Annotated in this window: 19 protein-coding genes and 4 pseudogenes; 7 read left to right on the top strand and 16 right to left on the bottom strand. The window is 38.0% G+C overall.

Going from position 1 to position 23,436, the window contains the following annotated elements; translation table 11 throughout:
- The first annotated feature begins 105 nt into the window (after positions 1 to 105).
- A complete protein-coding gene (locus ACFIM6_RS06190) occupies positions 106 to 1,149 on the top strand; it encodes a tyrosine-type recombinase/integrase (RefSeq protein ID WP_375612107.1) in 1,044 nt (347 codons plus the stop codon).
- A gap of 724 nt (positions 1,150 to 1,873) precedes the next feature.
- On the opposite strand, the gene rsmD is transcribed toward ACFIM6_RS06190, so the two are convergent.
- On the bottom strand, positions 1,874 to 2,440 hold the full coding sequence (rsmD, locus tag ACFIM6_RS06185; RefSeq protein WP_375612106.1) for a 16S rRNA (guanine(966)-N(2))-methyltransferase RsmD: 567 nt from the start codon (positions 2,438 to 2,440) through the stop codon (positions 1,874 to 1,876).
- Positions 2,421 to 3,821: a pseudouridine synthase gene (locus tag ACFIM6_RS06180; RefSeq protein WP_375612105.1), complete on the bottom strand. Its 1,401-nt coding sequence runs from the start codon at positions 3,819 to 3,821 to the stop codon at positions 2,421 to 2,423. Before ACFIM6_RS06180 ends, rsmD begins: the two co-directional genes overlap by 20 nt.
- A 269-nt stretch (positions 3,822 to 4,090) precedes the next feature.
- Here ACFIM6_RS06180 and ACFIM6_RS06175 point away from each other — a divergent pair, with 269 nt between their 5' ends.
- Positions 4,091 to 4,537: a nucleoside deaminase gene (locus ACFIM6_RS06175; RefSeq protein WP_273790416.1), complete on the top strand. Its 447-nt coding sequence runs from the start codon at positions 4,091 to 4,093 to the stop codon at positions 4,535 to 4,537.
- A gap of 646 nt (positions 4,538 to 5,183) precedes the next feature.
- Here ACFIM6_RS06175 and ACFIM6_RS06170 read toward each other — a convergent pair.
- The 8 genes and pseudogenes from ACFIM6_RS06170 to ACFIM6_RS06135 all read right to left on the bottom strand — a co-directional run bounded on the left by ACFIM6_RS06170 (position 5,184) and on the right by ACFIM6_RS06135 (position 13,796).
- Positions 5,184 to 5,675 (bottom strand): hypothetical protein, encoded by a 492-nt coding sequence (locus tag ACFIM6_RS06170; protein WP_375612104.1) that lies wholly within the window; start codon positions 5,673 to 5,675, stop codon positions 5,184 to 5,186.
- Between the two features lie 177 nt (positions 5,676 to 5,852).
- Positions 5,853 to 8,768 carry an isoleucine--tRNA ligase gene (gene ileS / locus ACFIM6_RS06165; protein WP_375612103.1) on the bottom strand — a complete coding sequence of 972 codons (2,916 nt, stop codon included), beginning with the start codon at positions 8,766 to 8,768 and terminating at the stop codon, positions 5,853 to 5,855.
- A 249-nt stretch (positions 8,769 to 9,017) separates the two neighbouring features.
- On the bottom strand, positions 9,018 to 10,844 hold the full coding sequence (locus tag ACFIM6_RS06160; protein WP_375612102.1) for an outer membrane beta-barrel protein: 1,827 nt from the start codon (positions 10,842 to 10,844) through the stop codon (positions 9,018 to 9,020).
- A gap of 684 nt (positions 10,845 to 11,528) precedes the next feature.
- Positions 11,529 to 11,888 carry a hypothetical protein gene (locus ACFIM6_RS06155; RefSeq protein WP_273724680.1) on the bottom strand — a complete coding sequence of 120 codons (360 nt, stop codon included), beginning with the start codon at positions 11,886 to 11,888 and terminating at the stop codon, positions 11,529 to 11,531.
- Between the two features lie 25 nt (positions 11,889 to 11,913).
- Complete coding sequence (locus ACFIM6_RS06150; RefSeq protein ID WP_375612101.1) at positions 11,914 to 12,078, bottom strand: hypothetical protein; 165 nt, start codon at positions 12,076 to 12,078, stop codon at positions 11,914 to 11,916.
- A pseudogene (locus ACFIM6_RS06145) lies at positions 12,066 to 12,462 on the bottom strand (hypothetical protein). The gene ACFIM6_RS06150 and the pseudogene ACFIM6_RS06145 overlap by 13 nt, the downstream one beginning before the upstream one ends.
- Positions 12,459 to 12,872 (bottom strand): hypothetical protein, encoded by a 414-nt coding sequence (locus ACFIM6_RS06140; protein ID WP_375612100.1) that lies wholly within the window; start codon positions 12,870 to 12,872, stop codon positions 12,459 to 12,461. Before ACFIM6_RS06140 ends, ACFIM6_RS06145 begins: the two are co-directional and overlap by 4 nt.
- 30 nt (positions 12,873 to 12,902) lie before the next feature.
- Positions 12,903 to 13,796, bottom strand: a complete 894-nt coding sequence (locus tag ACFIM6_RS06135; protein WP_375612099.1) for a hypothetical protein — start codon at positions 13,794 to 13,796, stop codon at positions 12,903 to 12,905.
- Positions 13,797 to 13,922: 126 nt separating this feature from the next.
- On the opposite strand from ACFIM6_RS06135, the pseudogene ACFIM6_RS06130 reads away from it, so the two are divergent.
- The 3 genes and pseudogenes from ACFIM6_RS06130 to ACFIM6_RS06120 all read left to right on the top strand — a co-directional run.
- Positions 13,923 to 14,369 (top strand): annotated as a pseudogene (locus ACFIM6_RS06130) (DUF488 family protein).
- Between the two features lie 103 nt (positions 14,370 to 14,472).
- The gene (locus ACFIM6_RS06125; protein ID WP_375612098.1) at positions 14,473 to 14,862 is read left to right on the top strand and encodes a hypothetical protein; all 390 of its coding nucleotides are present in this window, start codon (positions 14,473 to 14,475) and stop codon (positions 14,860 to 14,862) included.
- Positions 14,814 to 15,703: pseudogene (locus ACFIM6_RS06120) on the top strand (tyrosine-type recombinase/integrase); the annotation flags it as partial. The gene ACFIM6_RS06125 and the pseudogene ACFIM6_RS06120, both read left to right, overlap by 49 nt.
- 52 nt (positions 15,704 to 15,755) lie before the next feature.
- Here ACFIM6_RS06120 and ACFIM6_RS06115 read toward each other — a convergent pair.
- The 6 genes and pseudogenes from ACFIM6_RS06115 to ACFIM6_RS06090 all read right to left on the bottom strand — a co-directional run bounded on the left by ACFIM6_RS06115 (position 15,756) and on the right by ACFIM6_RS06090 (position 20,367).
- Positions 15,756 to 16,055 carry a HigA family addiction module antitoxin gene (locus tag ACFIM6_RS06115; protein ID WP_183194585.1) on the bottom strand — a complete coding sequence of 100 codons (300 nt, stop codon included), beginning with the start codon at positions 16,053 to 16,055 and terminating at the stop codon, positions 15,756 to 15,758.
- Between the two features lie 17 nt (positions 16,056 to 16,072).
- Positions 16,073 to 16,353: pseudogene (locus tag ACFIM6_RS06110) on the bottom strand (type II toxin-antitoxin system RelE/ParE family toxin).
- A 205-nt stretch (positions 16,354 to 16,558) separates the two neighbouring features.
- Positions 16,559 to 17,194, bottom strand: a complete 636-nt coding sequence (locus ACFIM6_RS06105) for a ribonuclease HII (protein WP_375612097.1) — start codon at positions 17,192 to 17,194, stop codon at positions 16,559 to 16,561.
- Positions 17,195 to 17,392: 198 nt separating this feature from the next.
- Complete coding sequence (locus ACFIM6_RS06100; RefSeq protein ID WP_375612096.1) at positions 17,393 to 18,301, bottom strand: 4-(cytidine 5'-diphospho)-2-C-methyl-D-erythritol kinase; 909 nt, start codon at positions 18,299 to 18,301, stop codon at positions 17,393 to 17,395.
- A 237-nt stretch (positions 18,302 to 18,538) separates the two neighbouring features.
- Positions 18,539 to 19,387: a S49 family peptidase gene (locus ACFIM6_RS06095; protein WP_375612095.1), complete on the bottom strand. Its 849-nt coding sequence runs from the start codon at positions 19,385 to 19,387 to the stop codon at positions 18,539 to 18,541.
- A gap of 191 nt (positions 19,388 to 19,578) precedes the next feature.
- Positions 19,579 to 20,367 (bottom strand): tRNA1(Val) (adenine(37)-N6)-methyltransferase, encoded by a 789-nt coding sequence (locus ACFIM6_RS06090; protein ID WP_375612094.1) that lies wholly within the window; start codon positions 20,365 to 20,367, stop codon positions 19,579 to 19,581.
- Positions 20,368 to 20,546: 179 nt separating this feature from the next.
- Between ACFIM6_RS06090 and ACFIM6_RS06085 the strand changes: the two genes are divergently transcribed.
- Positions 20,547 to 21,623 (top strand): polyprenyl synthetase family protein, encoded by a 1,077-nt coding sequence (locus ACFIM6_RS06085; RefSeq protein ID WP_375612093.1) that lies wholly within the window; start codon positions 20,547 to 20,549, stop codon positions 21,621 to 21,623.
- Between the two features lie 95 nt (positions 21,624 to 21,718).
- Positions 21,719 to 23,413 (top strand): tetratricopeptide repeat protein, encoded by a 1,695-nt coding sequence (locus ACFIM6_RS06080; RefSeq protein WP_375612092.1) that lies wholly within the window; start codon positions 21,719 to 21,721, stop codon positions 23,411 to 23,413.
- Positions 23,414 to 23,436: the final 23 nt, after the last annotated feature.

The following is a 23,436-nucleotide window of genomic DNA, read 5'->3' as shown; positions in this document are numbered from 1 at the left end:
AGCAGATATTCCAATACCAAATTCAGTTAGCCACCCAGACAAACTTTTAGATTTGTCAAAGAATGAATATTACGAAATCGCACTCTCTAAGATGTAAAATTGATCATGCCAAAACCACGCCCTCCTCATCTCGTTAAACAAATTACCCAACATGGCAAAATCGTATGGTATGTACGTATTGGTCATGGAAAACGTATTAGAATACGCGGTACCTATGGAACGCAAGAGTTTGTTGACAACTACAAAAGCGCACTTGCCGAGTTACAAGGGCTTATACTTCCTAAATCCAAAACCGGTAAACTTGTTGAAGGGTCATTTGCATGGCTGCTTAAACAATATTTTAACAGCGTTCATTGGCATAGCCTTGCTAAAGATACCAAAAAACAAAGAGAACTCATTCTTATGAAGGTATGTGATACTATAGGAAATATTCCATACCGAGCAATTGAAAAAAAACATATTATAGCTGGTGTTGAACGCCGCAAAGAAATGCCAGCAGCAGCTCAAAATTTTTTGAAAGCACTTAATGGACTTTTTAAATGGGCAATTGAACAAGGTCTTTTAGAAAGTAACCCAGCTTTAGGCGTTAAAAAACCCTCTCTCAAAAACAAAAATGGCTTACCCACTTGGATAGAAGAAGACGTTGAAAAATATTATCAACATTGGTCTGTCGGTACCCATGAACGTGTTTGGATTGATGTTCTTTTGTATACGGGCTTGCGTCGTGGTGATGCTGTTCGCATTGGTTGGAAAGACGTAAAAGATAATATCATTCATCTCAAAACAGAAAAGAGCCAATTTAAAACAGATGTTTTTCTGCCTATTTTACCAGAACTCGCACAAACCCTTAAAACTGGTCCTATTGGTGACGAAACATTTATTTGTGGTAAAAAAGGTACAAAATTTACCAAGGAAAGCTTTGGACATGCGTTTTTAAAAGCATGTACCAAAGCAGGTATCAAAAAATCAGCGCATGGTTTAAGAAAATTAGCAGCAACACGCGCAGCTAACTCTGGTGCAACGGTCTCACAATTGAAAGCACTTTTTGGCTGGACAGATGACAGTATGGCATCTCTTTATACCAAGAGCGCAGATCGTAAAAAGCTCGCAATAGAGGCAATTAAAAAACTTCAAAAAAATGAGGGATAGAGGCAAAAAAATATAATAGAATCAATAATCTTTAAATTCCCTTATATTTGCTTAATATATTTGATTTTATTGTAATATAATATGCCCAGCAAGGCCATGATGCCACATCTTCCCATATAGCCCAAATTTGCTCAGCACTTGCTTCTGTACTAATCTCTTCACTATATATCCAATTAAACACGATAATCTCCCCTTTTTTACAAATTACTTATCTTTAGTGATAAAGAATAATATAAAAAAGTATCCTTAAAGCTGCACCACGATAAGATACTTAATACTCTCAGATTTACTTAATATGTAATGACTAACTCAACAAGCGATATTACTAAACTAAACACACAAGTATTCAGGATAAATGAACAATATTTTCAATACTAAACAAAATATCTTTTTTAAGTTTAGACAATAGCAAAAATAGAAGTTACGCATCATATAAGATATCAATGCAGACTGCATAGCTTAAAGCTTTCAACTGTTGATGAAATGTGATGATTAAGGTATGGCAGAAAGAAATTAGATAAAAAAGATCATAACTATTATCGAGGAATATATATCCTATTGGAGAAAAAACATCCTTCTGTATTAAAGCTAATAAAAATTCATCAATTCCTTTAACATTAGAATCTTTTATTGATTTTCTGCTTAACCTTTTAAAAACCATATAAAATGAAGAAAACTGTGAAAAAGCATTTTTTCATCCTATCGGATAAAAACAAGAACTTTCTCAAGATGTAAGCGATCGTAATTTATAGAGACGTATTGCTGTCTCACCATAAAAACGCTCATCATCTAGATAAAAGACGTCAGGTAAATAAATCATTGTATCTTTCTTTTCTTCAAGTATGAAGAGTGTATCAGCTTTTGCCCACCCTCCTCGCAAAGCTTCTACAAAAGCACGTTCACCTAAACAACGGCTATAGGGAGGATCAGCGCAGATAACATCAAATGGCAGCATTGTGCCAATATTGCCAAGTTTGGTCGCATCACGACGCAAAATCCGTCCTATCGACTGTAATTCAAAGGCTTCTATATTTTTTTGAAGCAACCCACGCCCCTCAACCGAGTTTTCAACAAAAACAGCCGCCTTTGCTCCACGCGAAAGTGCTTCGATGCCTAAAGCACCAGTACCAGCAAAAAGATCAAGAATGCGTTTATTGGTCCAAAACTCTTCTTCACGGCTAGAAAGAATATTAAAAAGGCTTTCACGTGTACGATCACTCGTTGGGCGAATCGACTGATTAACAGGCGAAAACAAAACACGCCCAGCAAATTTACCGCCTATGATCCGCACGTGGACCTCCAAATCGCTTCGAAGTTTTTGCACCGTCCCTATGTGGTTTAGATTTTTTCATAGCACCACCAAACGATTTTACCTTTTTCTTTCTCTCAAAAGAATGCTCATCATGACCACCTTTTATCATTTTCTCTTTATCCTTTAAAAAGCGATCTTTCTTACCAAAGGGATGCGTCTCGTCATAAGATATTTTGCCATGTTTTTGAACAAAACTTTCCCTCTTCTCTTTGTATGACGGATTTTCTTTTAGTTTTTCCTTGCCTCGATGAAAGGACTTTCTACCATCCAAATCGCTCTTATGATCATGCGATTTCTCCTCACTATAGGAAGGCTTTCTACGTGCACTTTGCGGACGTGCACCAGGAGCCATCCAAACATTAGCACGGCGAGAACGCGGTAGAAAACGCTCTGCTTTTCCTTCTTCACTTTTCTCCTTCTTTACATTCTCATGAGACTTTGTACTTAATCGTGCGCGACTATGTTCAACAGAACCATCTCTTGGTCGGCGTCGTATCGCCCTTTCACTTGAGAAAACCCAACCATCATTTGCAACAGAAAGATCTTTCTGGCTTTGCTTTTCTGCAACAACTGCAGAATTTGAAAATGGCTTAAGAATAGGAGCATCAAAATCTGCATTGGCTTGCATAATTAAACGCTCCCCCAACTGATCTCGTAACATCCGCCCTTTTAACTCTTGCACGGCTCCTTCTTCTAAATCAGAGAGATGAAATGGACCATAAGATACACGTATTAATCGATTAACTGATAATCCCAATGCCCCTAAAACATTCTTTATTTCACGATTTTTTCCTTCTCGCAAAGCGACAGAAAGCCATACATTCGACCCTTGTTCGCGTTCAATTGATGCTTCAATCGAACCATAAAAAATACCATTAATCGCAATACCATTTTTAAGGTTATCCAACGCGCTCTGCTTGACTCTTCCATGAGCACGGACACGATATTTGCGGACCCACCCCGTTACAGGAAGCTCTAATACACGCGCTAAGCCACCATCATTGGTTAAAAGCAAAAGCCCTTCCGTGTTAATGTCAAGCCTTCCAACAGAAAGAACACGCGGCATTCCTTTTGGTAAATTACTAAAGACTGTAGGTCTGCCTTCAGGATCACGGTTCGTGGTGACAAGACCTGCTGGCTTATGGTAAAGCCATAAACGCGTTCGTTCTATAGGAGGTAAAGGTTTGCCATCAACTTTAATAACATCAGAGCGGCTAACATTAAAAGCAGGCGTTGTCACGACTTTACCATTCACAGAAATACGACCTGCAACAATCATCATTTCTGCATCTCGACGCGAAGCAATACCAGCACGCGCTAACCTTTTAGCAATTCGTTCACTCTCATTATTTTCATTCATTTGCGTTTCAAACCAATCTTTGCAAGTATGTTCAGAAAATTATTCACATGCACCATACCGCTTATCCTGAAAAATGAAGTAGCATAATCATTTATCATTTTCTATCCTTTAACGACAATAATGTATCTGTCGACTTGCAAGTTTGTTTTAAACTCTTTAAAAAATAGAGGTGTTCTTTTCATTATAAAAGCGTAATAAATTATTCATTCCATAGCATTCCTTATCGAGATAACCTTTAGATTTTCTATACCTTCAGTAGAAAGAATATTATGACTTTGACGCCCATGGAAATAGCCCTTTTAGAAGCGCAAGAGGCTGCAAAAAAAGATGAAGTTCCCGTAGGTGCTGTCATTACACGTGGAAAAGCTATCATTGCACGCGCTGGTAACTTTATAAAATCTGCATATGACCCTACAGGACACGCAGAAATACGCGCAATCCGTATGGCTTGCGAAACATTGCAAAACGAAAGGCTTCCTGATTGCGATCTTTATGTAACACTTGAACCTTGTGCTATGTGTGCCGCTGCCATTTCATTTGCACGCATACGACGTCTCTATTATGCAACAAATGATCCCAAAGGAGGTGCTATAGAAAATGGCCCACGTTTTTATCAGCAACCAACCTGCCATCACAAACCTGAGATTTATTCTGGTTTCAAGGAAAAAGAAGCAGCTCAATTACTTAAAGACTTTTTTGTACAAAAGCGATACTAAAAATAATTCTTCTTCCATAACTTTCACTCTTTAAAAACTATCCTACTTCTCAAAAAAGACTGTTAATTCTTCTGATATATATAGCAAAAGCTATTTCGAAGCATTTTTTCTCTCTTTTAATTCTGCATATTGTTTCTATTAGATGGTACATTCATTCAAAAGAATAATTCATTATTTTGTATATAAAATATAAAGTCCAAAATATCGTAGATATGCTCTCATTTCAAATTACATTGAAACAGTAAAAATCACTTTCTTGCACATCATAAGCGGAATTATCGTCTGGATAAAGAACGTTTTAGAAAAGACTAAAAATGTCTCTTATGAAAGCTCTCAAATGCAAAAATTATCGCAACATTGGAGTCTGTAAAATAAAATGATGGTATCCACTTTCTCCTTCCTAAGCATAAAGTATTGGAGCACAATAGATTTTACGTTATACTAGCCACATGAGCAATGTTGTAAAATGAGCTTGAGAAATGTTTCGTGTTAAGGAAACGCATAAGGAATCTCTCGATGCTGTTGTCATATTGCTATTTCATGAGAATACCCCCCTCCTACAGCAGCATTATAACTGCGCGCGAATGAGAGCTTGGTATCATAAGTAATTGGAAAAATACTTTACTTTAAATATTTTGTCTTTTCCCTATCGACCAATAGGTGCGGTTTTTGCCGGTTGGCGATAACTTAAAGGTGGTTCAGTGAGATAGCGACGGTATTTTGAACTTCCAACTTGTGCTCTCTGACGACGTAAATATTCCTGTCGTTGCTTCGCATTCAACTGTGAAGGATTTTCTGAACCAACGCCATTAACTGACGATCCTTTGTGAGGAAAAGGAGTATTTCCTTGATGCTTCTTCGATGCTGCCATTTCATTGACAGATCTATCTTGTTGTGGTACCGGCAAAAATCTGCGTGAACTAGGGCTTGGTATTACAAGTTTTGGATGAGGTTTCATAACAATCTGGCTGCTGTTATTTGTTGGTGTTAATGAAGTGATATTAGCAACATCTTCAAAAAACTGTATTGAAACTGGTTTATTGGTACCATAGGTAGGAGCGGATAAATTGCATCCCGTTAAAACAAAGCACATCCCTAAAATTCCTATTGGAAATATTTTTATTTCACGTTTTCTCACTGCCTATTCCATTTCCTAGGTGTATGGCTGATTAATATTCCCGTTATTTATGAGAGAACGGTCCATACACAAATTTCCCCCCTGCAGATAAAACAACGGAATTTTTTTCGTACCACAAAAAACTATATTCATCAATATGAGAAATTTACTTGCATTTCTTTCCTTTGATCTAAAACTTTAAATCTTGCCAAGAATCTGCAATTCCCGCAAAGCAGCTGCATCACGAGCAGATACATCCGGATAAGCTGGATCACTTCCAACATCTTGTGTATAACGCCATGATCGAGCACATTTTTTTCCTAATGCCTTCTCTGGATATACACCAACACCTTCAACATCATTCAAAGTAAAAGCATCAGAAGGTATCGTGTCCTGCGTAATTGTGAGCGCACTGGTAATACAGATCTCCGCCATATCCACATTTTCTAATGCCTCTCGTAAAACCAGATTGGAAATAAAAACAATAGGCGCAGCTTCCAAAGAGGATCCAATACGCTTATTAGCACGTTCAAGCTCTAAAGCACCTGTCACAACTTTACGGACCTGCCGAATTTTTTTCCAACGCTCAGCCAAAGATTGGTTTTGCCATTCTTCTGGTACAGAGCGAAATTGTTCCAAATGCACCGATTGGCTTCCTGGATAACGCTCTAACCAAGCTTCTTCCATAGTAAAAGGTAACATTGGAGCAAGCCATGTGACCATATGCTCAAAAATCTCACGGACAACCTGCAAGGAAGCCTTGCGTTTTTTTGATGAAGGTGCATCACAATAAAGAGAATCCTTGCGGATATCAAAATAAAATGCCGATAACTCAATGATTGAAAAATCCAATAATGCACGCATAATCTTTTTAAAATCAAATTCATCGTAAGCGCGATTAATCAACTGATCAAGTTCAAAAAGCCTATGCAATATAAATTTTTCAAGATCCGGCAGTGCACCATAAGATATTTCTTCTCCATCATCATGTGCTAAAGTTCCTAGCATCCAACGAATTGCATTGCGTAGTTTACGATATGAATCCACATTTGTTTGAAGTATTTTTTTGCCTAAACGCTGATCTTCCCAATAATCGGTTGTCATAACCCAGAGACGAAAAATATCAGCTCCAGATGTTTTAATGATCTCTTGCGGAACAACCGTATTGCCTAAAGATTTAGACATTTTCTTACCATTCTCATCCAAAGTAAAACCGTGTGTGATCACGGACTTATAGGGAGAACAAGCACGCGTACCACAGCTTTCCAAAAGAGAAGATTGGAACCATCCGCGATGTTGATCTGAACCTTCAAAATAAACATCAGCAGGCCATTTCAAATCAGCCCGATCTTCTAACACAAAGCTATGGCTGGCTCCAGAATCAAACCAAACATCCAAAATATCATAAACCTGTACCCAAGGCTCATGTGCACGCTCACCTAAAAAACGTTCACGTGCTCCTTCAGCAAACCATGCATCTGCCCCTTCTGCTTCAAAAGCCCGTAAAATACGCTCGTTCACACCTTCATCTTTTAGAATAACACCATCCTCATTTGCAAAAATACAAATAGGAACACCCCAAGAACGCTGACGAGAAAGAACCCAATCAGGACGATCTTCTATCATAGAAGCTAGGCGGTTTTGTCCAGAAGATGGCACAAAACGCGTTTTTGAAACAGCTTCCAAAGCCCGACTACGTAAAGTTGAACCATCCCCAAAATCTTTATCCATTGAAATAAACCATTGCGGTGTATTGCGAAAAATAACGGGTTTTTTTGAACGCCAACTATGGGGATAGGAATGCTTTAAACGCCCCCGTGCAAACAATCGATCTGCTTTAATTAAAGCATTAATGACCTCTTTATTGGCATCACCCATTTTTCCATTATCATCAATAACACGTGCAGGTCCTCCTTCACGATCTGGTCCTAAACCTGGAACATCTTTCGTATAGAACCCTGCATCATCAACAGGAAACGGTATAGATGAATCAATCCCCGCTTGCTCCAGTAAGGACTTATAATCATTCCAAATTTCAAAGTCCTCACGCCCATGGCTTGGTGCTGTATGGACAAAACCTGTACCAGCACTCTCTGTTACGTGCGAACCATCAAGCAATGGAATTTTATAATTATACCCTCCAGCTAAACCTTTGAGTGGATGAGAAAGAACAAGAGCTTTCAACTCTTCAGAAGAAATAACACGCAAATGCTTCAAAACAAGTTTGGCTTTTTCTCCACAACTCATCGCTAAAGCGTCTGCAAAGAGAAGCTTTTCTCCCACTTGAGGACCAAAATCATTTTCAGCACTTTCAACTTCGTAAATACTATAAGAAATTTGCGAAGAATAACTCACTGCACGATTGCTTGGAATCGTCCACGGTGTTGTTGTCCAAATGACGACATGAGCACCATATAAATCATCAGAATTTGCTTCAAAAACAGGAAACTTAACCCAAAGCACCTCTGATTCATGATCATGATATTCAATCTCAGCCTCTGCCAAAGCCGTACGTTCCACAACAGACCACATCACTGGCTTGGAACCACGATAAATCTGATCTGACATAGCAAATTTTATCAATTCACTGGCAATGCGTGCTTCTGCATGAAAAGCCATTGTAGTATAAGGCGTATTAAAATCTCCCACAACACCAAGGCGTTTAAATTCTTCACTTTGAATAGTTACCCAATGCTGTGCAAATTCACGGCATTCTTGACGAAACTCGTTAAGAGGTACCTCATCCTTATTTTTTCCTTGTGCTCGATATTTTTCTTCAATTTTCCATTCAATTGGAAGCCCATGGCAATCCCAACCAGGTACATAATTTGCATTAAAACCGCGCATTTGGAATGAACGAACAACCACATCCTTTAGAACTTTATTTAAAGCATGCCCGATATGAATATGACCATTTGCATAAGGCGGACCATCATGAAGAATATAAAATGGACGATCTTTTGCTTGTTGACGCAATTGCGCATAAAGCCCCATATTTTCCCAACGCGCCATCAATTCAAGCTCTTTTTGCGGAAGCCCTGCACGCATAGGAAAATTTGTCTGTGGGAGATAAAGAGTTTTTGAATAATCTATTGTTTCATTTTTCACAGCCATTGTGAAATATCCCTGTCCACTTTTACGATTTCATTTTTGCATAACTTCCCTGAACCCTGCAACTCTGGTTTTTATCTATAGGGAAAGCCGAGCTTATCATTCGTATTAAGCAGCGATCAGGAAAATATATCATCACACTCTATGGGCTTTATCATGAAATTCACAAGAAAAGAAACCAAAAAGTGATCTTAAAAAAAAATAAAGGCTCCACTGACAGTGGAGCCTCTTAGAAATTTACTCTTTAAAAAATTAGAATTTATAAGCTACACCAACACGGAAATCATTGGTTTTGTAGTTAACTTCAAGTTTTTCCTTTGCAAATTTCTTTTTACCAAAATCAGAGTAACGATATTCTGCACGTACAATCACATTATCTAGAAGCGAGAAATCAACGCCACCACCAAGTGTGTAACCAATCATGGTTTTTGTTTCATCAGCTAAGTTCTTAGAAGAAACGACTCTTCCATCCTCATCCTTAACAGATATTGATACAGTGTCTTGGAATTGCCCATAAGCAATACCACCAGCAAGATAAGGCATAAAGCGATCAGCAGCAAAACCAATACGTACCCGTGTAGCACCACCCCAATTTTGTTTGAAAGTATGACTTAAAGTTTCAACTGCATCCTCTTGATCAAGACCAAGTTCAGAAGCCATCTTTTTTATTTGTTCTATACCATATACACTGGAAGCGTTCTTATCCACCGCTTGTGTACTTTGTGCACCGTGTCCAGCCATATTCTGTCCACCATGAGAACGAGAAGCATGTGGATTAGCATTTCCGCTACCATGGGTGCCATGATGACCTCCGTATTGGGCTCCGCTTGTTCCATTGGAAGCTTTTGCTGTTTCAGAAGATGATCCTGATCTCGCGAGGACAAATGTCCCTCCGCTCGGTACTGTTCTTTCTTTTAATGATGATTGTTCCGATGCAGGTGCTTTTGCTGCTGGCTGACTTGATTCTGTTCCCGTTGATGAGATAGAGGGCGCGGGTTTTACAGCAACCGATTTTATTGGATTAGCTTGCACTTGTACAGCCCCTGCTGATACAGATGATGTTTCTGCAGATTTTGCAGACGCAGTTACTCCATTTGTTCCTCCTACTGATGGTTGATCTCCTGTGTCTGATCTTGCCAATAGGAGCGTTGACTGCTCTGGTGAGCTTGCTCCTGTGGTAGAGGATATTGATTTAGGTGCAGGTGATTTTAATCCATTTACCCTGCTTACCAATGTCGGTCCTGTACCTGATCTTTCCAATGAGGACGATGGCGATTGCACTGAACTCACCGTCTGTCTAGAGGATGCTGATTGTGGTATTGGCGATGCAGATGGCGTTTTTAATGGTGGTGTTGAAACTCCTGAATTTTCCCTTCCCACTACCACTGTTTTTTCTGCTGTTGAATTGACATTGCCAGAACTTCTAGTTGTTGCTGCTTTATTTGATTGTGTTGCTCCTGTTTGTGGTTGTTGAACTGTATTTACTGATCTAGTTAGTGCTTGACTGGATTGCGCTGCAACAGATTGTTCTGACGTGGATCCTGCTGTTGGAGTCCCTACTGTTGTAGTTCCTGTACCTGCAGGTGCTCTTGAGGTGTCTTTTTGCGTTTGTACTCCTTCTGTTGCTTGTGAGGTTGGAGATATTTGTGGTTTTGCGGATCTGCGGGATCTTACGACTGCATTTTCTACTGTAGTGTTATCAGCCGCTCCTATGGTAATGGTCTTTGTGTGTTTTTTTCCAGATACCATTAAATCCGTATCGATGCCAAAAATAAAGTTGTCACCGAGATCAATATTAGAACCTGCATAAAAACCACCTGCAAACCCTGAAAGTTTAGGAGAGAACTCTTTATCCAGTGGTAAACTCTTTTCTTGACCAACAAGAGCCATATCAGCTTTGCTTGAAAAACCACCAGCTTGGACACCTAAATAAAGACCTGTCCATGAAAAAGTAGGTGCAACAATGGTAGAAGCAGTCGATGATGCTGGCTGATGAGGAATCATAACATCAGCAGCTAGTGCTGTAGACGCTGAAATTAAAGAAAAAATAGACGCTGTTATTAAACGTTTTGTATTCATAAAATCTCTCCAAATATCCAAAATGAAATTCATATAGAGCATCTTTTCTGAAAGATCTGTAGCAAAAATGACACACTCACAAAAAAATAAAGAATTTTTGCAAATAAGGCTTCTTAAACTTTTAATTTTGCATTCAATAAGAATTTGTAAACTAAATCACACTAAAATTATGTGTATTAAAGTTGGATTCATTTTCATTAAAGTTTCGCATAACTGTTAATGATAATATTCTTTATAAATTTCTTTTACCAAAATCTAAATAACAGTATTCTGCATACAATAAACTATTATCTGTTATTGCAAAATCAATACCAGCGCAAACAGTGAAATCAAATATTGCCTTTTTTAAAACCAAGCGCCATCAAAGTTTCATCTATTTACCAGCATGATCTACTTTTAGTACTTTAGCAATAGTATTTTGTATCTAAAATTCAGAAAAACAAAGAAATTATTCAAACACTCGCAAAAAAACTTTTAGATTCTTTGCATAAACATCTTCATCCTGCCACATCACATTGATTTATAAAGATAACTTATTGTTTTCATGTTGAATGAAAAAACTAATTCTGTAGGATTCTATCATTTAAAATCTGTTCCATGTTGTATTAATTAAAATCACTTGCTTGCACGTTACAAGCGAAATTTTCGTAAGGACGGACAAGGCTTTCTCTGCTGAAGCAAGACTTAAGGCTGGCATTCAAGTTGTTCTGAATGCTTTTTACAATAAGGGCTATTTAAGCGTCTCTCAACACTTCGCTGAGGCATGACAGCACCAGGACGACATATGGGAAGGTTGTCTGATTTATGGTTCTCACACCAATCTTGTATTGTAAAGCTAGGGCGAAAACCTGATTGCGCCATACACATTTCAATACTGGCAAATTGATTCAAATCTAGCGCCACAACCTTATTAAGGTCCGGTACTCCACATTCTAAAAGTATTTTATTTCTCCATAATGCTGGAGAAAGTGAGGGAATTGAGTTAACACATCCAGTGATACTTAACAGAGCTATACAACTCAACAGTTTTAAGATTTTCTTCATTCTTCCCCTCTTTTAATGGATTTATTTACGATAAAAAGCTCATAAGCCTGCTGATATTTTCTGTCATCGCTTCATTAAAACAACGGTGAACAATATTGAGATGATTGGTTGAGTAAATAATCCCGCCATTCCAAGCGAAGGCAAGGATGGCGGATTGTTGATCATCACAAGAAAGACTTAAGGTTTGCATTCAGGTGCATTTTTATATTTTTTACAATAAGGGCTGTTTAAGCGCTTCTTGACACTGCGCTGTGATATGATAGCACCTGGACGACAAATGGGCAAGTTTTCGGCTTTATGATTTCCACACCAGCCTCCCCCCACATCATATTTATAGCGAAATCCCGCTTGGAGCATGCAAGCATCAATGGTTGCATTTGCATTGTAGTTGAGCTTTCTGGATCCTTATCATAAGGAATTGGCATACCACATTCTAATAATGCTTTTGCTACCTCTGTAAAATCTGCTCCTGGTTTTTCCCATGCCCCTATAGAAGATGTGGGAGTTTATTAAACTGGCACCCAGCTATACTCAATAGAGTTATCACACTTAATAATTTTAAGGTTTGTTTCATTTTTTGCTCCATGAATTAATTGAATCAATTTGTATACGGTGAGATGAACCATAATTATGTCTACATGCTCGATCCACATTTGCATAACAAACATGAGGGCTGGGATAACTAAATAGTACTTTCTTTGCCTCTTTAACTGCGTTACTACCAAAGGGTCTTTGGTAAAAAGTAGCGGAATTTCCACCAAATACTACACCAACAAAATCATCTGCATGGTTTTCCAAGCCGACAGTGGTTTGCTTGCCATCCTTTAAGATATATAACGTATCTGCCATGTCTTGAGTATTATAAGCTGGACCAAAGAAATTAACCGTTGTTTCCTTTGCTATACCGAGAACACCATGCTTTACTAAATTATATGATCCATTTCCTGCTGTTATGGTACCACGACTATGGGCATCATCATGCAATCCTGTATTGCCATAAAGATACATTATATCCTAGAATTTCTTGGTTGAATTGGTCAATCCAAAAAAAAATCTACCTTCCAGAAACTTCTGAAAAATCGCTATCCCTACTTCCACTTCCCAGTCTTCAGCTTCTGGGAAGTATGTAAAATAAAGGGGACCATGATCATTGTCAACAAACTGGACAGTATAACGCGCAGCATCATCTGGTGAGGTAAAAATACCATTGTAAAACATATGAACCTTGCCATCAGAACCTTTTTGTAAATGTTTTTCTTCTTCAGGCGTTAAATAACGATACAGAGGGACTTGTCTTCCATAACTGTCTTTGATAGGTTTTCCATTTTTATCTGTTGCATAGAGGACATTGCCATTTTCATCATGCAAAACCTCACCCTCAGGATGCTCTTTGAGATATGCGAATTCGCGTATTTTGTCCCAGTATCCCAATCCTTCATCCGATAAATCATTGATCATATCTACGCGATTATGCACTGCTCCCTCAAGCGGTGCGACATCTAGCTGTCCTACAGCTTGGTGGGCTGCTGCGGTGTTGCGGTTGAGAGAGCCAATGATTTGTCCAGCATCTTGCCCCATCGCCCTCTGTCCAGTTGTATCAGTAAGGATGATAGTCCCATCACTGATAGCAGATTTGGTTTCCCCTTCTGCTGCATCCTTGGCTTTGCCGTGATTTAAAACATTCTTGGCAATGTTTTTTATCGTGTCATTCCCAGAAAGGCTAAACCCATGGCTGCTGGCTTTAGCATGGGCACTGTTGCTGATATCACTGGTGCTAATGCTTCCTGTGGTCAGGCTGTTTTTATCTGCCGGCGCGGTGCTGGCAATGATGCCTCCGGTTAGGGTCGTTTTGTCTTTAACAATGATATTAAAGCCGCCTTCACCCGCTTTGATACCTGATTGCTCCACAACACTATGATAATCGCTAGAGGATTTATCCCTTTTGGAAAGAGGCGCTCATAAAGCCCCCCACCTATTTACTAAGGAAATTAAACGTGTGTAACATCAAACATATCATCATACAGCCTGCTAAAGATGAGAGCTTTGTTTTTTACCATTGGCTATGAAAGAAAATCCTTTGAGGACTATTTCAATCAACTTATCAAAAATAATATTAAACTTTTGTATGATATTCGTAAAAATCCAATAAGCAGAAAATACGGATTTTCAAAAAGACAATTAGAGAAAGTTGTAAACAACATTGATATTGAATATATGGCATATGCCTGAACTTGGAATTGCCTCTGAAAAACGAAGAAATTTGAAAACACAAAAGATTATGATCGCCTTTTTGAAGATTATCAAAATACAACTCTCAAGGATAATTCTTGTGCAATAAACAAATTATATCAAATTTTTTTAAACAAAAAGCGCGTTGCAATCACCTGTTTTGAAGCTAATGTATGCATGTGTCATAGAGGACAACTCGCATTAGCTCTCATTCCATTGCCTGATTGGAAATATGAAATTAAGCACATCTAAAAAAATAAATTTGCATATTTTAAAAAAATGTGAGTGCCCATATGCCTCCCAGCCCCCTACCCATTCCTAATAACTTTTAAGTGATGCATGATTCACGCTACGGGTGAATTCTGCGCAAATCAAGGAAAAGAAATATGAACTGACTGATGAAACAATTGAGGTTGGTGGATACATTACACTTTACTGCATCCTTGCTTTGAGAGACTTTGGAGATGTAAAGGCAGGTGATCTTGGCGCTTTTATACAAAAAGAAGACAATCTAGGTCATGATGGCAATTGCTGGATAAGTGATGATGCAAAAGTCTATGGTTATGCCAAAGTTTTTGGGGATGCACATGTTTACGGAAACGCTCGTGTTTTTGCCAATGCACAAGTTTTCGGTGGTACATTTATTAGTGGAAAAGCTAAAATTTATGACAGTCCATTGATTTCCATCAGAGCAAATATACGCTGGCTATTAAACAAGCGCAAAATGGCATCTCCAAGAAAATAAACAGACTTACAAAAGGCTCTTTCGATTAGTTATTGCATCAGTATTTACAAAGCATGCAATGGCATAATCAATTAGAAACTACTAAAAAATTAAGTATAGAATTCTGAACAATGTTTCTAAAAATATTGCTGATCGTGCACATAAAAGCACCACATCCTTGACGCCGTAGACAGAAGGCGAGCTACTCTCGCAGCGGCAAAATATTTTTTGACCTCTTTAAACAATCTCTTTAATTGGGCGGTTGATAATGCCCTTTTAAATAGAAATCCTGCCTTTAATATAAAAGCACCAAAATCTTTAAACAGTGGGGGATTGCTGCCATGGCTAGAAGAGGACATAGACAAATATTATCACCATTGGTCACACGGTACACATGAACGCGTCTGGATTGATGTTCTTCTTTCACAGGCTTGCGCGCGCGCCGTGATGACACCGTTCGTATCAGCTGGAAAGACGTCAAAGATAATATCATTTATCTCAAAACAGAAAGAGCCAATTTAAAACAGATGTTTTTTTTCCTATTTTACCAGAACTAGAGGAAACCCTTAAAATTGGTCCCATAGGTGATCAAACATTCATTTGTGGTAAAGGTGGAAATAAGCTTGTCAAAGAAAGTTTTGGCAACCTCTTTCGTGAAGCATGTAATGCGGCGGGTATTAAAAAATCAGCGCACCGATTGCGAAAATTAGCAGCAAAACGTGCTGCCAATGCTGGTGCTACGGTTTCGCAAATGAAAGCGCTTTTTGGCTGGACAGAAGATAAAATGGCATCTCTTTATACCAAAACAGCCGATAGAAAACGCCTTGCAATAGAAGCCATTAAAAAACTTCAAAAAGGTTAGAGCAACGGGCGGAAGCTAAAAAACTAAAGCCCCGTCAAAATTATAAACGAAATCAAAGCGACGTTTGATGTGCTTCAGAAACCAGAGGAGAAATAGGTGGTTGTGTCTGTTGCATTGTTTGCCATAAATTATAATTTGTTTGCATATCCAGCCAAAATTTCGCTTTACTAAAACCAGCTAGTTCTAATTTCACTGCAAGTTCGGTACTCATAGAGGCATGTCCGTTAATCACTCTTGATAGAGAAGCTCTTGTCATATGGAGATGATTAGCTAACTTTTGTATTGTTATCCCCATTTCGTCTAAGAAAGCTACTTTTAGAACTTCGCCCGGATGTGCGGGGTTATGCATCATTATTTTCGTTCCTTTCATCAATGGTAATCTTGATAATCAACAAGCTCCACATCTGTTCCTATAAAGCGAAAAGTAACACGCCAATTTCCATTCATCCATATAGAATAGTACCCTGTAAGTTCACCTTTAAGAGGGTGTATTTTAAAGGCAGGCGCTCTCAACATTTCAGGCGTAGTAGCACTTGTTAAAGCCGTTAAGATAACGCGTAATTTTTTAAGTGATCTGGTCAAATAGCTTTTGTGGAACCTGTTGTATAAAATAATTTTAAGCCCTTATATTTAAAACTCACAATTGCCATTACCGCCCCTTGTCATATATCATTGCTATACGGTTAATAACAAATAAGAGTTAAGCCCATGTTAGAAATATCTGATTCTATATCTGGAAAAAATAGATAGGAATAAGTGATAAAAAGCTTCAAAAAGGTTAGGGATAGACACTCAAAAAACATAATAGAATCAATGAATTATAAAACCCTTTACTCTTGTAGTAAATCACTGATTTTAATTACCTTTTTTACACTCTTTTAGTGGTGCAAAACTATAACGATGTAATCCTATAACTGGTCCATATTTATCAAGAGCTGTACGATGCGCTAGCGTTGCATAACCTACATGCTTCTCTAAACCATACCCTTTATAAACTTGTCCTGCACATTCCATCATCCGGTCACGCGTTACTTTCGCAATAATGGATGCGGCTGCAATTGAAACCGAACGCTGATCGCCCTTAATCAACGCCATTGCAGGACAGGACAACTCAGAAGGAATATCACGCCCATCAACAAGGACATAGTGGACTGGAATGACTAATCCTATAATACAGCGACGCATTGCTTCTAAAGTTGCTTTTCTAATATTGGATTGATCAATTGTACGAGCACAAAGACTGGCGACTGAAACCGCTAATGCACTTTGCAAAATTTCATGATAAAGTCTATTTCGTTGGAGAAAAGAAAGTTTTTTTGAATCATTTAACCCATTAGGAATACGATCTTTATCCAAGATAACCGCTGCTGTTACCACAGGTCCAGCGAGAGGCCCCCGTCCTACTTCATCAACACCTGCTATATGAAAAAAACCCTGTTTTTGCAAATCCAATTCGCACGAAAAATTTGGTTGAAGCGGCAAATTAAACATCTTTGATACATCACAAATACAACAAACATACATCTATTTCTGTAGCCTGATCATTTTTTGCAAGCATTACAGTTTTAAATGGCTCTTCAAACATTCCACGAATTCTTGCACAAAAAATAAAAAACACATTTCTTTGGTTACCCTCTTTCATTATGTATAATAAAATCATGATGAAATAAAAGCTTTTATATTTATTTATCAAATATTTCCTAAAGTCATGATAGGTTTTACAAACCAATTTGGGTGCATTGATTTGATAAAAAGAGCTGCTTGTTGCGCCGTTTGTTTATTTTTAAAAATGCCAAAGCAAGTTGCTCCCGTTCCAGACATACGGGAAAAAAGAGCCCCACATTCATCTAATATAGATAACACTTCAGCTAACTGAGGTGCTATTTTTAATGCAGGAGAAAAAAGATCATTACGCGTTTCTTGTAAAGCTTCAACCAATGAATCAACACTTTTTAAAGCGTTTGTATTAATTTTTAAAGAAGGATTATGACGCTTCTCTAACGCTTTAAAAACAGCTTGTGTTGAAATCTCTTGTCCATGATTAACCAATACCATTGCTAATGAACAAGCTTCTTTTAGTCGTATCATCTCTTGACCAATTCCTTTAACCAAAAGCGGCTGCTGATATTCTAATGCACAAAGGCACATGGGAACATCAGCACCAAGAACTAAGCTCTTTTTTGCTAATTCTTCGTAAGGGCAATCAAGATTCCACTGTTGACGCAACATGCTGATAACCCCAGCTGCATCACCTGAGCCGCCACCAATGCCTGAAGCAACAGGTAATGTTTTTACAAGCCGAAAAAAAGCAGGTTGAGCACATTCCGGAAAAGTCTTATGCATAAAGTCCCGTGCGCGAATAACCAAATTGTCTAAATGAGAAACAAGTCCTTTTGCAAACGACCCCGTCAAAACAAACTGATTATTTTCACAAGGTGCATAATGTAGACAATCACCACTAAGACTAAAATAAACCAAACTTTCTATTAAATGATACCCATCAACACGTTGCCCCACAACATGTAAAGCTAAATTCAATTTAATAGGTGTAAATAAATAGGAATGTCTTTGGAACGAAGTTTGTACATTTGATATCATATGACGTAATATTCACTTACATAGGGTTCTTTTAAAAATTCCCCCCTTTTACCCATACTTTTAGCACGAGCCCTATAAACAGCTTGGAATATTCTTAATCGTTTTCTAAAAAAACAATAAATATAAAGAGTTCTCATACAAAATAAACGACATGTTCTCATTCGTATCATTGCAAGCCTTTTTCCTTCTAGCATCTGTTTTTAGATAAAATCTCTCTGGCTTGAATGATCCTTTCCATCACAAACCATAACGCTGCCAAAGCGCTCGCTCTTCTGCTGCCATCAATGCACTATCAACGACTGTATAAACCGTATGTGCCGTCACTCCTGAAGGCGTTTTAGGTCCTAAAAAACTTTTTGGAGGCATAATAAGTCGAAGTTTTGCATCATTACCAAAGCGCTCCTTAATAACAGAACGTACATCATTCAATCCATCAACCAGACCAAGCCCAACGCTTTGTTTTCCACTCCAAAACATTCCTGTAAAGAGATTCGAATCATCTGATAATTTTTCAGCACGCCGTTCTTTAACCAAATCGATAAAAGTTTGATGCACTTCAAGTTGGAGAGATTTCAAATGCTCAATATCCGCCTTTTTTTCTGGCTGAAATGGATCTAATGTAACTTTGTTCTTTCCTGCTGTGTATACACGCCGTTCGATACCAATTTTCTTCAAAAGTTCCGGAAAACCAAAGGAAGCTGAAACCACTCCAATGGAACCAACAATTGAAGAAGGATCTGCAAAAATTTCATCCCCTGCACAAGCAATCATATAACCACCAGATGCTGCAATATCTTCAATAAACACAAGAACCTTTTTATTTTTTTCTTCTGCCAAGTCACGAATGCGCTTAAAGATAAAACGCGATTGTACAGGCGAACCACCAGGAGAATTAATAATAAGTGCAACAACCGGTGACTTTTTGTGTGCGAAAGCCTTCTCTAAAAGATTTGCACACCTACTGAGGGAAAGGGTACGAGATATAGATGCTGATGAATCCATAATTGCTCCTTGAAGGCGCACCACAGGAATTTCAAGTTTATCGGAAGAAAAACGGCGTGGAATAAAACTTTTAATAAAATCCATCAAAACAAAATCTCCTTATAAATTAAGAACAATTAAATAGGCAAGGACAACAAAAAGGAAGAACGCGATAACATCCAAAAGCGCCAATCAATCCCCACATTACAAGCAGAAATATAATTTCACCCAAAGTCAAACCTCCCTAACAACAAAGTGTAGACTTTAAATAATAAACTAAAAAACACAAGATACTATTAGAAAAGTTCCCACAAGCTTATATATCCATTATTAATTGCATCAACTCGGGGTGAAAAAGTATGGTCATTACCTTCATGTATAACCAATGCCGGTAAAATAGATAAAGCTGCTCTGCTTCCTCGTTTTGCGTAAAATAAAAGACGAATTGCTGCTGTTTTCGCACGGGCATGCACAGGAATTATACAAATACCACCAAAACGCCCTTCTAAAGCATGCAAGATATCTGTCAACGATTGTGGACGTGCAATGAGCCCTAAGTATCCACCTGGCTTAACAATAGCTGCTGCACTCCGCAACCAGTTATCAAACATCGCTTCAGACATAACATGTGCTTCAGATTTTTGTTTATCAGGTGTCTTACGATCGGTGGGATTATTAAAAGGTGGATTCATAATCGCAAAATCAAAGCTATTATCTATCAAACCTGCTTTTATACGGGCATTCCCTTTGAAGGTAACATCTGCTTCTAGCAAACAAATTCGGCTAGCAAATTGTTTATTTTGTTTTAGCATAAGCGTTTTTTGAGCGTAAGATACCATAAAAGCTGAACGTTCAACTAAGGTAACATGAACTTTCAGACAACGCGAAGCAACAGCCAAACCCGCAGCTCCAGCACCTGCACCTAAATCAACAACCTTGCCCTTTAAATCACTTGGAACCAAACTAGCTAATAACATCGCATCCATTCCAGAACGATGACCATATTTATGGGGTTGAACCAAATAAAATTTCCCGCGGTGAAAACTGTCAATTGTTTCACCACTCTGATTCGCTGCTTTATCCATTTAAAAGCCTAATGCTCACCTTTATAAACTGCATTTTTGCCATTCAGCTGCTATTTTAAATTTTTTATTATTTTATAACAATAAGATTACACTCGCTAAAGAACATTTCTTGCCAATAACATTCCAAGCTAACACTTTTAAACGACATCAAAAGCTTGAGTCAAAACCAAACCCCCTTTATGCTAATGAATAAAGTAAATTTTATATATGTCCATTGCAATACTCTAGGAGTAAACACATTGAGTGCAGCTATCAAACCAAAACAAATAAGAAATAATCAAATTTCTCTTCAATCTCTTGTCAATCTTACTCAAAAAGATATGGATTGCGTAAATCAATTTATTCTCTCTATGGCAAAATCAGAGGTTGAGATGATCCCTGAAATTTCTAACCATCTTATTTCATCAGGTGGAAAGCGATTACGCCCAATGATTACGCTCGCTTCTGCTCATATGTTCGGTTATCAAAGTGACGGGCATATAAAACTCGCAACAGCTGTTGAATTTATGCATACAGCAACATTACTACACGATGATGTGATTGATGAAAGTAATTTACGACGTGGAAAATCTACAGCACGTATGATTTGGGGGAATCAAGCAAGTGTACTTGTTGGTGATTTCCTATTGGGGCAGGCCTTTAAAATGATGGTCGATGTCGGTTCCATAGAAGCGCTCTCTGTCCTAGCCAACGCTGCTGCAATTATTGCTGAAGGAGAAGTTATGCAACTTTCTGCCGCAAAAAATATAAAAACCAGCCCTTCAGAATATCTCAAAATCATCGATGCAAAAACAGCAGCACTTTTTTCAGCAGCCGCTGAAGTAGGACCCATTATTGCTGGCTATGGAAATAAAGAGCGTTCTTCATTACGTGAATATGGAACATCCTTAGGTTTAGCTTTCCAATTAATTGATGATGCACTTGACTATAGCGGTAGTGCTCAAAACTTAGGAAAAAATATAGGGGATGATTTTAGAGAAGGAAAAATCACAATGCCTGTTATTCTCGCATATGAGCGTGGAAATATGGTAGAAAAAGATTTCTGGAAAAAAGCGCTTGAAGATGACAATAATAATGATGAATCCTTCGCACACGCACAACACTTAATGGAAAAGTATGATAGTATCACAGATACAATAGAACAAGCACGCATCTATGGAAAATATGCAATTGATGCTCTTGTTCCCATGAATGAAAATCTTGCTTATAATGCTCTCGTTGAGACTGTTGAATTTTGTATTGCGCGCGTAAATTGAATTCTTTGCAAGAATCGCAGTATTTCTCAACAAAGTAATAAGATATGATCTATAAACAACACCATCAATTGATTATCTTGAAAAGGATTAGCTCCATGTGCTCTGCAACGGTATCTCGACTTTTTGCCCTCTTTATCGTGGGTATCATGCTGATGCCATCCCTCACCTACAGTAAAATAAGTGCAGCAACTCATACAAGCTCATTTACAGGTGCTTATTTAGCTGGAAGGGTTGCAAATCATGAAAATAAAACAGAACTTGCTATCAATTATTTTAAACAAGCACTGGTTTATCAACCTGATAACATTGAAACACAAAAAGAGCTCCTTGAAGCTATGCTCTCGGTCGGAAACTTTAAAGAAGCTGTCCAACAAGCCCAAAAACTCAAAGAGAACGATGTTATAACTCCCTTTGTTTCCTTAACTTTGTCAGTAGAAAGTCTCATCAAAAAAGATTATAAGAATGCCAAGGCTCTTCTGAAATTAAAGGAACTGCCTACGTCCAATAATCCAATACCTGAACTCATCGGCGCTTGGATTACATTTGGATCTGGACAAAAATCTCAGGCAATCGATGATCTTAAGAAACTCAAAGGTCCTGTCTGGTATGATCTTTTTATATCTTATCATCTAGCACTTATGAGCGACCTTGCAGAACGGCCAAAGGATGCAAAAAAATATTTCATTAAAGCACTGAGTAACAAACAGGGAACTCTTATCGCTCCTAATACTTATGAGCGTATTATCATAGCCTATGCCTCATTCCAATTGCGCCATAATATGCGCAACCAAGCTCTTCAAACAATCCAGCATGGCGAACAAATGTTGTCAGGTCGAGAAGTCCTTAAAAACTTTCAAGAAAAAATTGAAAAAAATTCTTTCTTAGAGAGAGTTATTAAAACACCTCAACAAGGAGCAGCCGAGGTATTATATAATTTTGGAACAGCCCTCAACTACAAAAACTCAGGGCGAATTGCACGTATTTTTAAGCAATTATCTTTCGCCTTATACCCTCAAAATGACGCAACACTGTTTCAGCTCGCACACATTTCTGCTAAATTGAACGATCCACATCAAGCAATTAAACTTTATCGCGCTTTATCCCCTAAATCTCCTTATTATAAAGATGGACAACTTCATCTTGCATTCCTTCTTGCCAATAACAACAATTACAAAGAAGCAATAAAATTACTCACATTGTTAAATAAAAAATTTCCCAATGATCGTAATATTTTGATAACGCTCGTTGCTTTTTATATGCAGGACAATAAATTTCTTGAGGCTATTAAAACTCTAGACTACGCTATTACAAAGATAAAAAACTTTCAGCAGGACGATTGGAAACTCTTTTATCAGCGTGGTATTGCTTTTGAACGTTTAAAGCAATGGCCAAAAGCAGAACTTGACTTGCGAAAATCACTTGAATTTTTTCCAAATCAACCGCAGGTTCTTAATTATTTAGCCTATTCCCTTGTGGAACGTGGTGAGAAGCTTGAAGAATCGCTCCGTATGCTACAAAAAGCCTCTGCTTTGCAAGCTCACAACAGTCATATTCTCGATTCTTTAGGGTGGGCTTATTATAAACTAAAAGAATATAATAAAGCAGTGCAAATATTAGAAAATGCTGTCAGATTACAACCTGAAGACCCAACACTGAATGATCATTTAGGGGATGCCTATTGGAAAGTTGGACGTAAACGTGAAGCAATCTTTCAATGGAACCACGCAATTGACGGAAAACCAGAAAATTCTGAACAAATTCAAGAAAAGTTGAAATTTGGTTTGCAATAAACGATGCTTAACCATAAACCACA

The sequence above is a fragment of the Bartonella sp. AA9NXGY genome (assembly GCF_042196845.1).
Taxonomy (GTDB): Bacteria; Pseudomonadota; Alphaproteobacteria; order Rhizobiales; family Rhizobiaceae; genus Bartonella.
This window is presented reverse-complemented; position numbering and strand designations above follow the sequence as displayed.

Coding starts and splice junctions, on each gene's coding strand:
- ACFIM6_RS06190 (WP_375612107.1), top strand. CDS start 106: ATGCCAAAACCACGCCCTCCTCATCTCGTTAAACAAATTACCCAACAT.
- ACFIM6_RS06180 (WP_375612105.1), bottom strand. CDS start 3,821: ATGAATGAAAATAATGAGAGTGAACGAATTGCTAAAAGGTTAGCGCGT.
- ACFIM6_RS06175 (WP_273790416.1), top strand. CDS start 4,091: ATGACTTTGACGCCCATGGAAATAGCCCTTTTAGAAGCGCAAGAGGCT.
- ileS (WP_375612103.1), bottom strand. CDS start 8,768: ATGGCTGTGAAAAATGAAACAATAGATTATTCAAAAACTCTTTATCTC.
- ACFIM6_RS06160 (WP_375612102.1), bottom strand. CDS start 10,844: ATGAATACAAAACGTTTAATAACAGCGTCTATTTTTTCTTTAATTTCA.
- ACFIM6_RS06155 (WP_273724680.1), bottom strand. CDS start 11,888: ATGAAGAAAATCTTAAAACTGTTGAGTTGTATAGCTCTGTTAAGTATC.
- ACFIM6_RS06150 (WP_375612101.1), bottom strand. CDS start 12,078: ATGCAAACCTTAAGTCTTTCTTGTGATGATCAACAATCCGCCATCCTT.
- ACFIM6_RS06115 (WP_183194585.1), bottom strand. CDS start 16,055: ATGATGCATAACCCCGCACATCCGGGCGAAGTTCTAAAAGTAGCTTTC.
- ACFIM6_RS06105 (WP_375612097.1), bottom strand. CDS start 17,194: ATGTTTAATTTGCCGCTTCAACCAAATTTTTCGTGCGAATTGGATTTG.
- ACFIM6_RS06100 (WP_375612096.1), bottom strand. CDS start 18,301: ATGATATCAAATGTACAAACTTCGTTCCAAAGACATTCCTATTTATTT.
- ACFIM6_RS06095 (WP_375612095.1), bottom strand. CDS start 19,387: ATGGATTTTATTAAAAGTTTTATTCCACGCCGTTTTTCTTCCGATAAA.
- ACFIM6_RS06090 (WP_375612094.1), bottom strand. CDS start 20,367: ATGGATAAAGCAGCGAATCAGAGTGGTGAAACAATTGACAGTTTTCAC.
- ACFIM6_RS06085 (WP_375612093.1), top strand. CDS start 20,547: ATGCTAATGAATAAAGTAAATTTTATATATGTCCATTGCAATACTCTA.
- ACFIM6_RS06080 (WP_375612092.1), top strand. CDS start 21,719: ATGTGCTCTGCAACGGTATCTCGACTTTTTGCCCTCTTTATCGTGGGT.